The 12,749-nt window shown below is 70.7% G+C and carries 11 protein-coding genes; 1 reads left to right on the top strand and 10 read right to left on the bottom strand.

What is annotated here, in order from left to right; genetic code table 11:
- Nucleotides 1–24: 24 nt before the first annotated feature.
- The 4 genes from ACWDR4_RS06145 to ACWDR4_RS06130 all read right to left on the bottom strand — a co-directional run bounded on the left by ACWDR4_RS06145 (nucleotide 25) and on the right by ACWDR4_RS06130 (nucleotide 5,647).
- The gene (locus ACWDR4_RS06145; protein WP_450404500.1) at nucleotides 25–1,920 is read right to left on the bottom strand and encodes an SMI1/KNR4 family protein; all 1,896 of its coding nucleotides are present in this window, start codon (nucleotides 1,918–1,920) and stop codon (nucleotides 25–27) included.
- Nucleotides 1,921–2,056: 136 nt separating this feature from the next.
- Nucleotides 2,057–2,839 (bottom strand): TSUP family transporter, encoded by a 783-nt coding sequence (locus ACWDR4_RS06140; protein WP_450404650.1) that lies wholly within the window; start codon nucleotides 2,837–2,839, stop codon nucleotides 2,057–2,059.
- A 153-nt stretch (nucleotides 2,840–2,992) separates the two neighbouring features.
- Nucleotides 2,993–5,278 (bottom strand): heavy metal translocating P-type ATPase, encoded by a 2,286-nt coding sequence (locus ACWDR4_RS06135; RefSeq protein WP_450404497.1) that lies wholly within the window; start codon nucleotides 5,276–5,278, stop codon nucleotides 2,993–2,995.
- Nucleotides 5,279–5,386: 108 nt separating this feature from the next.
- On the bottom strand, nucleotides 5,387–5,647 hold the full coding sequence (locus ACWDR4_RS06130; protein ID WP_450404494.1) for a heavy-metal-associated domain-containing protein: 261 nt from the start codon (nucleotides 5,645–5,647) through the stop codon (nucleotides 5,387–5,389).
- Between the two features lie 238 nt (nucleotides 5,648–5,885).
- Here ACWDR4_RS06130 and ACWDR4_RS06125 point away from each other — a divergent pair, with 238 nt between their 5' ends.
- Complete coding sequence (locus ACWDR4_RS06125) at nucleotides 5,886–6,851, top strand: hypothetical protein (RefSeq protein ID WP_450404491.1); 966 nt, start codon at nucleotides 5,886–5,888, stop codon at nucleotides 6,849–6,851.
- A gap of 32 nt (nucleotides 6,852–6,883) precedes the next feature.
- Here the strand turns inward: ACWDR4_RS06125 and ACWDR4_RS06120 are convergent, their stop codons facing one another.
- From ACWDR4_RS06120 to ACWDR4_RS06095, 6 genes are all read right to left on the bottom strand, one after another.
- The gene (locus tag ACWDR4_RS06120; RefSeq protein ID WP_450404488.1) at nucleotides 6,884–7,507 is read right to left on the bottom strand and encodes a pyridoxamine 5'-phosphate oxidase family protein; all 624 of its coding nucleotides are present in this window, start codon (nucleotides 7,505–7,507) and stop codon (nucleotides 6,884–6,886) included.
- Nucleotides 7,507–8,211 carry a thiaminase II/PqqC family protein gene (locus tag ACWDR4_RS06115; RefSeq protein WP_450404486.1) on the bottom strand — a complete coding sequence of 235 codons (705 nt, stop codon included), beginning with the start codon at nucleotides 8,209–8,211 and terminating at the stop codon, nucleotides 7,507–7,509. The genes ACWDR4_RS06120 and ACWDR4_RS06115 overlap by 1 nt, the downstream gene beginning before the upstream one ends.
- Entirely contained in the window at nucleotides 8,201–10,021 is a 1,821-nt protein-coding gene (locus ACWDR4_RS06110) for an acyl-CoA dehydrogenase family protein (RefSeq protein WP_450404484.1), read from the bottom strand. Before ACWDR4_RS06110 ends, ACWDR4_RS06115 begins: the two co-directional genes overlap by 11 nt.
- Nucleotides 10,018–11,076, bottom strand: a complete 1,059-nt coding sequence (locus ACWDR4_RS06105) for a methyltransferase (RefSeq protein WP_450404482.1) — start codon at nucleotides 11,074–11,076, stop codon at nucleotides 10,018–10,020. Before ACWDR4_RS06105 ends, ACWDR4_RS06110 begins: the two co-directional genes overlap by 4 nt.
- A gap of 91 nt (nucleotides 11,077–11,167) precedes the next feature.
- Entirely contained in the window at nucleotides 11,168–11,920 is a 753-nt protein-coding gene (locus tag ACWDR4_RS06100) for an N-acetyltransferase (RefSeq protein ID WP_450404480.1), read from the bottom strand.
- A gap of 39 nt (nucleotides 11,921–11,959) precedes the next feature.
- A complete protein-coding gene (locus ACWDR4_RS06095; protein ID WP_450404647.1) occupies nucleotides 11,960–12,736 on the bottom strand; it encodes a leucyl/phenylalanyl-tRNA--protein transferase in 777 nt (258 codons plus the stop codon).
- Between the last annotated feature and the right edge of the window lie 13 nt (nucleotides 12,737–12,749).

Below are 12,749 nucleotides of genomic sequence, written 5' to 3'. Positions count from 1 at the left end.
GGGCCGGGTTGGCTGCGGGGCTGTCTAGTGCATGCGGATCACCGCGTACGTCTCGCCGTCCCTCGGCGGACGTGTCCAGGACAGGCTGGTGAAGGTGTGCAGCCGCCCGTTCACGATGGCGTGACGTGGCAGAGACGCACCGAACTCCCCGGCCACCGCTTCGAGCAGCGACCGTTCCGCCGCCGTGTCCTTCTGGTGGCCGAAGAACCGGCTCGGATCCAGCGTCGGTGGTATCTCCCCGTTCTGCTGGATCTCTCCGTCCGCGTACGTGAATGCGTACTGCTCGGCACCGTCCCGTGCCACCGAGAGGTGGAAGAAAGGTTCCCCGTGCCATGTCCTCAGGCCGCTCCACACCACCACCGCGCGGGTGCCCGCGCCGGCGGCCGTGGCCGGGGAGACGAAGCGCCGCCGGTCGAACGGGGCGGGATCGCCGTCGAAGGCGAAGCTCCAGCCGGTGCCGCCCCGGCCGACCGCCATGAGAGCCCTGTCGTCGTAGGACGTGAACTCCCTCTGGCTGTACGACGATCCGTGGCGCGCTTCCCCAAGGCGCATGGGCTCGTTCAGCGCGCTGCCGTCCTCGTCCTCGTCCGTGAGTCGTCCGGGCAGTTCCTGCGGCTCCACACCTTCCACCAGGACGAACCGGTAGGACGTGCGGTTGTTGCCCGGGTCCGGCTCCGCGAGCCACGCCAGGTCGCCCGGGTCGAGCCCGGCCGTCGGTCCCGGTGCCTCGCCGGTCTGCCCGCCCCTCGGCGTGGACAGCAGCTCGCGGCCCCGCTCCGGGGTCAGCAGCGGCCCGAGCAGGAGGTCGGCCACCCACCCCAACGGCGCCAGGTGGTCCGGCCCCAGCGGCTCCCACAGGGGGAGAGCGCTCATCAGCGTCCGCCAGGCCCCGTCGGAGTCTCCCCACCGCGCCAACTCCCGCGCCTGCTCGACCGCTTCCCCGAACGGTCCGGCCGCCGCGTACCGGTACGTGCCGTTCCTCACCTGATCCAGCGTCGCGTAAGCCAGCGACACCAGGTCGTCGTCGGCGCCCCGCAGATGGAACGTCAGCGTGGAGTCGTCCCGGTACGAGTGCGCCGCGTGCTCCGCGACCAGCGGTGGCAGCAGCTCGGGAGCGTACCGCGGGTCCGTCACCAGTGCGTCGAAGTACACCAAGGAGGTCTGTCCGAGCAGGCGGCGTAGCTGGTCGCCCAGACCGGCGGCCCGCGGTCTGCCGTACTCCTTGGCCTCGTCCAGGGCCTTCCCGGACCGCTCCCAGCCGCCGCGCAGCGCCTCCAGCCGGGCCTCCTCCACCAGGGCGTCCAGCTTTCGCGTCGTGTCGTTGGCGAACACCGGCTCCCCGTCGGTCCGGTGCGCCCGCAGACTGTGGAACTCCCGGTGCATGTCCCGCATGAACTCCAGGAAGTTCGCGTGCCGTTCGGGCGGCGCGGCCCGCCAGCTCGCCCAGGTGTACACGGCCCACTCACCGTCCTCGTCCACGTCCTCGGGATCCAGGAGGACGTGGATGGCGTCGGACTTGACGTCGAGCTGCAGCCCGCGTCGCCAGATGTCCACCTCCAGCCGCTCCTCGGGCCCGGCATCCTCGTCCAGGTACTCCTCGAACAGGTCCGCGAGTCCCGACTTGTTGTCGTGCCAGTGCGCGCCCTCGGTCCCCGCCAGCAGCCACACGAACCCGCCCGCGTGCCGCCACCCGTCGCTGACCTGGAGGAACTCCCGGTACGACGGCGGCATCCGGCGGCCGAGGCGCTCCTCCATGGCTGCGATCCGCTCCTCCGGCGCAGGGGAGAACCCCAACCACCGCGCGCGTCGCACGGCCTCGTCGTCCTCGCCCTGCGTCTCGCCGTCCGGCAGGGAGTCCGCCCACTCCCCGCTCCACCCGAGCAGGAAGGACCGCCAGTCGAATGCCGTGGTGTCCGTCATGCGCCCGATGCTGCCACCCACCACTGACAGCGCTGTCCTGCTCACTGCGGCCAACAGGGCCCTCTCGGACGCGACTCGGCCCCATGATGTGCCACGCCGGCGGCTGATGAACCCGTCCGGGGGCGGTCTCGCTGTGTCAGAGCAGCGACTGCACGGCATAGACGACACCGAGGGCGGCGGCCAGGCTCCCGAGCAGCAGGCGCAGTGCGGTCTCCGGCAGGCGGGGTTGGAGGTGTGCGCCTAGGTAGCCGCCGATCAGTCCGCCGAGGCCGCAGGCCAGCCCGAGGTACCAGTGGGGGGTGGCATCGCCGGCGCCGGTCAGGGACAGCAGCGCGAAGGCCGCGGCACCGGCCAGGGAGGTGACGAAGGTGGAGGCGAGGGCGGCCGGGGCGACCTGGGCGACAGGCATGCCCCGGCCGACCAGGACGGGGCCGAGGATGGAGCCGCCACCGATCCCGTAGATTCCGCCGACGATCCCGACGACCAGGGCAAGTCCCGTGATGGCGCGGGGAGATGGTTCCGTCGGCGGGTCGGGTCGGGCCGGGCGGAGAGTGCGCGTGACGAGCCACAGGCCCAGGGGCATCAGCAGGGCGGCGACCAGGAGGCGGAAGACGGCCGGTCCCGGGACGGCGAAGACCCGCACCACGGCGCCGACGGCCACGCCGGGCAAGGTACCGGCGATCAGGCTGCGGGTCAGCGGGCTGTACAGCAGGCCCGTACGGCGATAGCGCAGCAGTGCGCCCGGTCCGGCCACGACGTTGAACAGCAGGTTGGTGGGGGTCACCGCCGGGCTGGGCACGCCGAGCACGCTCAGTTGCACGGGCAGCAGGAACACCGCGCCCGAGACCCCCACCGGCGCGGTCACCGCCGCGATCAACAGGCCGACGGCCAGCCCGGACAGCCCCGTCGACCACTCCACTCCGTCCCCCTGGTTCGAACGTCCGGCCAGTATCGCTGCTGTGGACCGCTGCGAATACGTGGGGTGGTTGAGCACACACACCACCGTGTGACGCTGGTTGCAGGCGTGGCGCTGTCAAACGGGGCTCCATGACGACCTGCCGTACGCCCCGCCCTATGTGAAGGACCGCAGGCGCAGGCTGTTGGTGACGACGAAGACCGAGGAGAAGGCCATCGCGCCTCCGGCGATCATGGGGTTGAGCATGCCGAGCGCGGCCAGGGGCAGGGCTGCGACGTTGTAGCCGAAGGCCCAGAAGAGGTTGCCCTTGATGGTGGCCAGGGTCTTGCGGGACAGACGGATCGCGTCGGCGGCCACGCGCAGGTCACCCCGTACGAGGGTCAGGTCGCCGGCCTCGATCGCCGCGTCGGTGCCGGTGCCCATCGCCAGGCCCAGGTCGGCGGTGGCGAGCGCGGCGGCGTCGTTGACACCGTCGCCCACCATGGCGACCGTACGGCCTTCGTTCTGCAGCCGCTTGACCACGTCGACCTTGTCCTGCGGCAGGACTTCGGCGATCACCTCGTCGATTCCGACGGCCCGGGCGACCGACTCGGCGACGAGTCGGTTGTCGCCGGTCAGGAGGACGGGCCTCAAGCCGAGCCCTCGCAGGTCCGCCACCGCGGCAGCGCTGGTCTCCTTGATCGCGTCGGCGACGGTGAGGACGCCGCGCGCCTCGCCGTCCCAGGCGACGGCGACCGCCGTACGGCCCTCGGCCTCCGCCTCGGCCTTGGCCTCGGCAAGTTCGCGGGGGAGGACGATGGACCATTCGTCCAGGAGCCTCTCGCGGCCGACGAGTACGGCGTGTCCGTCCACGACGCCCTGGACGCCGAGGCCGGCGACGTTCTCGAAGTTCTCCGGCACCGGCAGGCTTCCGGCCCGCTCGCCGGCGCCGGCCGCGATCGCCTGTGCGATCGGATGCTCGGAGGCGTGCTCCAACGCGCCCGCCAGCCGCAGCAGTTCAGTCTCGTCCACGCCCTGTGCGGTGAAGACGTCCTGGAGCTGCATACGGCCCGTGGTCACCGTGCCGGTCTTGTCCAGGACGACGGTGTCGACGCGGCGGGTGGACTCCAGGACCTCGGGGCCCTTGATGAGGATGCCGAGTTGGGCTCCGCGGCCGGTGCCGACCATCAGCGCGGTCGGGGTGGCCAGTCCGAGCGCGCACGGGCAGGCGATGATCAGCACGGCCACGGCGGCCGTGAAGGCGGCGGCCGTGTCGCCCGTGACGCCGAGCCAGGCGCCGAGGGTGGCGGCGGCGATGAACAGGACGGCGGGGACGAAGATGCCGGAGATCCGGTCGGCGAGGCGCTGCACCTCGGCCTTGCCGTTCTGCGCGTCCTCGACCAGCCGCGCCATCCGGGCGAGCTGGGTGTCCGCGCCGACGCGGGTCGCCTCGACGACGAGCCGGCCGCCGGCGTTCACGGTCGCGCCGGTCACGGCGTCGCCGACGGTCACGTCCACCGGCACCGACTCGCCGGTCAGCGTCGAAGCGTCCACCGCCGAGGACCCCTCGACCACGGTGCCGTCGGTCGCGATCTTCTCTCCGGGGCGTACGACGAAGCGGTCACCGACCGCCAACTGCGCGACAGGGATGCGTACTTCCTTGCCGTTCCGCAGCACCGAGACGTCCTTGGCGCCCAGTTCCAGGAGTGCGCGCAGTGCCGCGCCCGCCTTGCGCTTGGATTTCGCCTCCAGGTAGCGGCCGATGAGGATGAATGTCGTCACGCCGGCCGCGGCCTCCAGGTAGATGGAGGAGGAGCCGTCCGAACGGGAGATCGTGAACTCGAAGCCGTGCCGCATGCCCGGCATGCCCGCGTCGCCGAAGAACAGCGCCCAGAGCGACCAGCCGAGCGCGGCGAGCGTGCCGAGGGACACCAGGGTGTCCATGGTCGCGGCGCCGTGCCGGGCGTTGGTGAACGCGGCCTTGTGGAAGGGGAACGCACCCCAGACGACGACCGGTGCGCCCAGCGTCAGCGACAGCCACTGCCAGTTGTCGAACTGCAGGGCCGGGACCATGGCCATCAGAACGACCGGCACCGAGAGCGCGAGCGACCCCAGCAGACGCTGCCGCAGGGAGAGCAACTCCCCGTCCACAACAGGTCCGGCCGCCTGGACGTTGCCCCCCTCGCCGGCCGGTGGAGCGGGAGGGGGCGGTTCCTTGGCGGTGTAGCCGGCCTTCTCGACGGTGGCGATGAGGTCGTCGACCCCGATGCCGTCCGCGTAGGAGATCTTCGCCTTCTCGGTGGCGTAGTTGACGGTCGCCGTGACGCCGTCCATGCGGTTGAGCTTCTTCTCTATGCGGGCCGAGCAGGAGGCGCACGTCATGCCGCCGATGGAGAGCTCGACCTCGGAGGCGGACACGGATGCCGGGCCGTGCAGTCTCGTATCAGGAGCCGCGCTAGTCATGGGAGGTTCTCCTGGGGTTGGCCGGGACGGCCGACAGCCGCGTCAGCGGGAGCGGCGCGCCCCGGCGGGTAGAAACGCGGGGCCCGGGGCCGTCGGCCCCGGAAGATCTCAGACCGAGCCGACGAGTTCGTAGCCCGCCTCGTCCACGGAGGCCCGGACGGCCTCCTCGTCGAGGGGGACCACGGAGGTGACCGTCACCTCGCCGGTCTCGGCGACGGCCTTCACCGAGGTCACGCCGTCGATCGCGGATATCTCCTCGGAAACCGCGCCCTCGCAGTGGCCGCAGGTCATGCCGGACACCTTGTAGACGGCGGTCACCTCACTTCCCTGGGTGAGGGACGCGGTGCCGGAGTTCTTCTGATCGGTCATGGTCTTCACCTCGGGTGTCGATGCGTGGGTGCTCCGGGAGGTGCTTGATCACCGCTCCTCCCGACATGGGTCGGCACTATCCCCCTAGGGGGTACCTCTCGCGATCTCGCCAACATACCCCTAGGGGGTAGATGATATACCCCCGGGGTGTATGTTCAAATCTCTTGCAGGATACCCCATGGGGGTATATGTTCGGCCGTATGACGTTCCTGTTGTCGGCCCTTCCCGGGAGACACTTATGAAGACCTGGCCGAAGATCGCTGGCTTCGTCGCAGCACTGGCCCTCGTGTTCGGCGCGGCCTACGGTGTGGGCAGCCTCGCCGGATCCGGCGACTCGGGCACCAACGCGGATTCGCACGCCGCCAGTGAGGTCGAGGCGGCGGAGGGCGGCGGCGCGGACGAGGCAGTGGAAGTGCCCGAGGGGCTGCAGGTTTCGGCCCATGGCTACTCGATCGACCTGAAGACTCCGCGGATCGAGCGCGGGCGCGCCACCGAGATACGGTTCGCCATCCTGGATGAGAAGGGGCAACCGGTCACCGACTACACGGTGGAGCAGGAGAAGGAACTCCACCTGATCCTGGCGTCTCGCGACCTGACCGTCTACCGTCACCTGCACCCCACGCGCTCCACCGACGGCACGTGGCGCATCTCCGTGAACCTGCCGACGGCCGGCGACTACCGCCTCTTCGCGGACTTCGCCCCGGCCGCCGGGGACGGTGAAAGCCTCACCCTGGGCACCGACCTGGCGGTCGCGGGGCGCTACCAGCCGCAGCCGCTGCCCAAGCAGGTGCCCACCAGCGAGGTCGACGGTTACACGGTCACCCTGCGTGGGGACCTCGACGCGGGGTCCGCACGGGAGTTGACGTTCGAGGTGAGCAAGGACGGCAGGCCGGTGACCGACCTGCAGCCCTACCTCGGCGCCTACGGTCACCTGGTCGCGCTGCGCGCCGGAGACCTGGCCTACCTGCACGTCCACCCCAACAGCGAAGTCGGCGACCCCAAGACGAAGCCCGGGCCGACCGTGTCCTTCACCGCCACCGCGCCCAGCGCCCACGGCTACCGCCTCTTCCTCGACTTCAAGCACGAGGGCAAGGTGCGGACCGCGGACTTCACTGTCCAGGCCGGCCTCGGCGGCGACACGGCCCCGGCGGAGGGCGAGCAAGCCGAGGAGAGCGGCTCGGCGGAGCACGACGGGCATGGGTGACGCCTTGCCGCCGGGCGCGGGCAACGGGCCACCTAACGGCCCTGCCCGGTCGGCGTCCGGTGGCCGTTCCCCTGCGCGGGGACGGCCACCGGCGGCTTCCCCGAAAGCCGCGACGGCCTTCCGCCGAGGGCAGCCGCGGACAGATCGGTCAGCGGCACCTCCATCCGCCGGTCGATCCTGTCGTGTTCCCAGGTGCGGGTGTCGATCAGCCACCACTCCTCGACGATGACGACGTAGAGTCGGTGCGGTGCCGGAGCGCGCAGCTGTGACGGCTGGAGCCTGTACTGGTCACGTTGTTCGGGGTCGGGGAACACGGCCCGGTAGAAGTGCGAGTAGTAGTCGCCCAGTTCGTCCGCCGGGATCTCGCCGCAGGTTCCGGTGAACTGGGCGCCGTCGACCGCACTGATGTCCAGGCCGGGCGTGGTCGGCGCCACGAACAGCGTTCCGCTGACGGCCGGTGTGTGCGCGATGTTCAGCCCGTGCCGGGACAGCCCCGCCGAGCCGAACACGAACCGCAGCGGGTCCGCCTGCCAGGCGTACTCCAGCGTGGCCACCCAGGGCCGTCCCTCCGGTGACACCGTGGCCAGGTTCAGATAGCGCGCCCTCTCCAGCAGGAGACGGGTTCTTCCGAGTGGTGTGCTGCCGGTCGTCGTCATCACTGACCCTCCGCTGCGCGGGCGAGGTCGGCGCCTGCCCGTCCGCGCACGATGTCGTCGGAGAGGGCGCGCCAGAAGGCCAGTTCGTAGGCGTGCACCATCCGAGCCGTCCGGACGGCCTCGCCGGAGTCGTCTCCTCCGGCCAGACCGATACGTAGCGTCTCCGCCGCCTGGTCCAGCAGTTCCTGGGGCGTGTCGGCGAAGAACCGGAAGTGCCCGACGGCCTGTTCGTCGAATCCGTACCGCTTGCACAGCGCGTCGGCCACGCGCGTGTACTGGTCTCCCGACTCGGCCGCGTTGGCGAGCAGGGCCAGGGCGATGTCGCTGCGGGTGCCGTGGAGGGCGGTCTGGGTCAGGTAGGCGGGGTACGCCTGAGCAAGCGGCCGTGGTTCGTACGCCGTCAGCTCCGACTCGTCCATCCCGAGGGCGGACGCGAAATCGAGCAGGAGGCGCAACGCCTCCGACTCGCCCTGAGCCATGGTCAGGAACAGGTCGCCGGCGGGGGCCGAGGGGAAGCGCGAGGCCAGCAGGGCGAAGCTGCGGCGATCGCTGCCCACCAGGCGGTACAGCTCTCCCGCCAGCGCGCGCAGATGCCCCTTCGGTACCTCGCCCGTCTCCAGCAGATCGATGAACCGGTTCGGCATCCACTGCTTGGACATCCGCTGCCGTGCCGCTGACACGAGGGTGCCTATCTCATCGTCCATCGTCCGCTCCCTTGCACTCCGTCAGGTCGGGCGATGCGCCGACGCCGCTTGTGACGGTGCGTCTGCGCAGGTCGGGACCGATCGCCGCACCGGGTTTCGGCTCGGCGATCCAGGGCCCGTCGATCGAGGGGTCGACGACTCCCTCTTCCAGCCAGGTGAAGTCGCCGGCGAGGACCGCGCGGGCCAGGGCGCGGTCATGGTCGTCGGTGTTGGCGACCAGCCGGGCGAACAGCTCCGTGATCCTGATCCGGGCCTGACGACAGAACAGGTCGGCAAGGCGGGCGGGCGTGTCGTCGCTGCCGGCGAGGGCCGCCGCGTAGGCGCACGCGGTGCTCATCGCGTACAGCTCCGAGCCGATGTCGACGAGTCGGCCCAAGTGGCGCTGAAAGGTGCCGAGTTCACCCTCGGGGCGACGGGCGAACTCGGCGAACGGTCCGGCGATCCGCCTGGCTGCCTGCTCGACGAAGAGCAGGTGTCCGGCGAGCACGCGACTGCCGACGGGGGAGTCGGCCGGGGCCTCGCCGGAGCCGGGTGCGTCGAGTGTCGTGTCCGCCGCTGTGCGGTGGTGGGTGAGTACGGCGTCAGCGATGAAGCTCCGAAGAGCCTCCGTCGACCCGTCGAAGATGCGTCCGATGCGCAGGTCGCGCAGCAGCCGCTCGACCGGAACACCGCGCTCGCCGCGTGCCGCGGCCGACTCCGCGGTCTCGTAGCCGCGGCCACCGCGCAGCTGCATCAGCTCGTCGGCGACCAGCCAGCCGTGTTCCGAGGCGAAGAGCTTGGCCAGTTCGGCTTCGAGTGCGGTGTCGCCGCCGAGGTCGGCGCGGCCTCCGGAGATCTCGACCATCGCCTCCAGGGCGAAGGCGGTGGCCGCGATATAGGCCAACTTTCCGGCGACCGCGTCGTGTTCACCGATCGGCCGTCCCCACTGCACACGGGCACCGGCCCACTCCCGGGCGACCTTCGCGCTCCACTTGGCGGCGGCGGCGCAGACGGCGGGCAGCGAGAGCCGCCCGGTCTCCTGTGCGGCAAGGGCGACGGTCAGGCCCTCGCCTTCCTCGCCGATGCGGTTCGCTGCCGGGACCGCGACATCGTGCAGCCGGATCACGCCGTTCTCCAGACCGCGCAGCCCCAGGAAGGAGCTGCGGTGTTCCACCGTGACCCCCGGTGTGTCGGCTTCGACCACGAAGGCCGTCATTCCGCCGGCGCGGTCCTCGGCCGGGGGAACCATGGCCATGACCACCAGCAGGTCCGCGATGGTGCCGTTGGTGGTCCACAGCTTCACGCCGCTGAGCGTGTACGTGTCCCCCGACCGGTCGGGAACGGCGGTGGTGTGCATCCGGAACGGGTCGTTGCCGATGTCGGGTTCGGTGAGGGCGAAGGCGGAGATCTCGTGTACACACCGCGGCAGGAAGGCGCGTTTCTGCTCGTCCGTGCCGAACAGCAGGAGCGGCTGGGGCAGACCGATGGCCTGATGGGCGGCGAGCAACTCGCCGAGTGCCGAGTGGGTGCTGTTGACCAGCATCAGGGCGCGGAGGTAACACCGTCCGGACAGCCCGAGTCCGCCGTATTCCTGAGGGATCTTGATGGCGAAAGCGCCGAGGTCCTTGAGGCCCTCGATCACCTGATCGGGGATGCGGTCCTCGCGCTCGATCAGATGACTGTCGACCTTGTTCTCGCAGAACTCCCGCAACCTGGTGAGGAATTGCTCGTCCGCGTCCTCAAGGCGCCTCGGATCGCCGGGGGGTGGGGTGAGGAGGCCGGTGCGGAGCCGTCCGAGGAGGAGTTCCGCACCGAAGCCGGGCGCTGTCATCGGGCGGCGGACGGCGTGGCCTGGATCATGGACAGTGGCCCGGCCGCACCGAACCGCACGGACCGCACCGTGAAGCCGGTCTCCGAGAGCATGGTCCGGAACTCCGACTCGGTCCGCTCCCGGCCGCCGGCCATGACCATCATGTTCACATCGGTGAAGTACGCGATCGACTGGTCGGCGGAGGGGGTCTCAGGCAGCACCGTACCCACGATCAGCAAGGTGGCGGACTCGGGAATCACGGTGCGGCAGGAGCGCAGCAGGGCCAGGGCGTCCTCGTCGTTCCAGTCCTGGAAGACGCTCTTGATGATGTAGAGATCGCCGTCACCCGGGATGTCCTGGAAGAAGTCACCCGGCTGGACCTCGCAGCGGTCGGCGACCCCGGCCTTGCCCAGCACCGCCGGAGCATCGGCCACACCGCTCGGGCTGTCGAAGACGGTACCGCTCAGATGGGGGTGGGTCGTGAGGACGGCCGCGAGGAGGGTTCCGTCGCCGCCGCCGAGGTCCACCACCTTGGTGGCGTGGGAGAAGTCGTAGCCCGCGGCGATGCGTCCGGCCGCTATCCGGGACTCCTCGCCCATCGCCTCGTGGAACAGGGCACTGAACTCGGTGTCCGCGGTCAGGCTGGTGTAGAAGTCGGAGCCCTTGGCCTGGCTGAAGGCCACTTCGCCGGTGGCGACGGCCTGGCCCAGACCCTGCCAGGCGGTGAACCACATCGGGCTGCAGAAGACCCGGGTGAAGGCGCGCAGCGAATCGGGGGAGTCGGACCGCAGTTGAGCCCCCACCTCGGTCAGCCTGAAGCGGGCCGGCTCGGGCTCCGTGGTGACCCCGACCGACGCGAGCAGGCGCAGTACCCGGCGCAGCGACGGCTCGTGCGCCCCGGTCTCGGCGGCCAGTTCGTCGCTGCTGCGTACCCCGTCCTTGATCAGGTCGGCCACGCCGAGATCGGCCACGACCCCGAGCGCGTGCGCGGTCATGTAGCCGCCGATCCGTTCGATCAGGGCGCCCCGCAGCTCGATGCGCCTGGTGGTGTCCTTGTCCGGTCCACTGATGCTCATGGTGTTCGTCCTTCTTCTGGTCAGTCGGTCGGTACGGAACAGGCTGTGCAACAGGTGGGGCGCCGCTTCGGGAAACGGATCTGGGGCGCTGTCAGAGGCGGTGGCGCACCCACACATTGGGCTCGATGTAGACGGCGTAGCCCTGCTCCACGTCGGCCACCACCGGTGTCAGCGCGCCGGGCACCTCGACGGGGCCGCTGGTGTCGAACGGCAGTTCCGTCCACGCGCGCCACTGCGCGAGGCTTCCGGAGATGGTCATCGAGGCCGGGCAGACCTTCAGGATCCGGCCGCCGGTCCGCACGTGGACGCGCAGCCAGGGGTCCTCCGGCAGCCCGTCCGAGCGGGTCCGCGCGGCGTAGGCGGCCATGGTCAGCTGTGGCGCGGTGTGCTTGAGGCTCGGTCGCACCGGGGCGACCAGGTCGCCGAAGCCCTGGCTCCGGGCGTGGTCCTTCAGGGCCTGGAGCGTGCGCCCCGAGAGACTGCGCGACTGGTGGCCGGGCACCACGGCGATCTCCAGCGCGCACAGTGCGTTGAGCCGGTGACCGCCGTAGGTGTCGGCCATGCACTGGCGCAGTGCTTCGTCCCAGCCCGTGTCGGGCAGGCTGTCGGGGTTGCCGTCCCAGGCCAGTGGCGCGCTCGCGGCGCGGGCGACGACCGTCTTCGACTCGTCCAGGACCACGAGTTGGTGCTGGGCGTGCCGCTCGAAGATCCAGTGGACGAGGGTCGGGTCGGGGCGTATGTAGTCCGGCCAGGACGACTCCATCGTCAGCATGGCCGTCTCCAGGTCGGGGCGGTCGGCGAGACTCGCGACGTGCAGTCCCGTACCGGCGGTGCTCTGAGGCATGGCGGGTCTCCGGTGTGTGGTCGTGTGGTCCCGGTCCTGTCAGTCCGTCAGCAGCCGGACCGGCCTTCGCCCGGTGCGCAGCGGCGACGGCCGGTGGGGGGTACGGAGGAGTTCCAGGTACTGGGCGCGGGGGATCGGCCGCGCCCCGAGCAGCCGGGTGTGGTCGCTGTCGCGCTGGACGTCGACCGCGATGCCGCCGGCCTGCGCGAAGCGGCGCGTCAGCTCGGCCACGGCGGCCTTGCCGGCACCGCTGCGCAGGGTGAACTGGGAATCGGCGCTGAAGACGCCACCGATCCGCACTCCGTACACCCCGCCGATGAGTTCCTCTCCGTCCCAGACCTCGACGCTGTGCGCGTAGCCGCACTCGTGCAGGCGGGTCAGGCTCGCCAGCAGTTCGTCGGTCAGCCAGTACTCCGTGCGCCCCTCGCGGCACTGGGCGGCCACCCGTTCGAAGCAGACGTCGGCGGTGGTCGTCCAGTTGATGCCGCGCAGCTGCCGTCGAAGGCTGCGCTGGATGTGTGCCTGAGCGACGGGGATGACCGGGCGGGGATCCGGGGAGCACCAGGCGACGCCGTACGGATAGCCGGTGCCGGTCTGCAGCCCGATCCGTCCGGCGGCCACCTCGGACTCGTAACTCAGCTCATTGAGCAGCCGGTGCTCGGCGGTGGTGGCGGGGAAGGGGTACAGCCCGTGCCGGTACGCGTCGAGCAGGCTCCATGGGGTGAGGTCGTCGCCGAACGCGACCGGGCCGTCGGTCGGTGCGGTGTCCAGGTCCAGGAGGCCCCATGCGGACCGGGGGCGGACCGGGCTTGGCATCAGCACGTGGGCC

It is taken from the genome of Streptomyces sp. NPDC000878 (assembly GCF_053599695.1).
The sequence above is the reverse complement of the archived record's forward strand: the minus strand, read 5'-3'. Positions and strand labels throughout refer to the sequence as shown.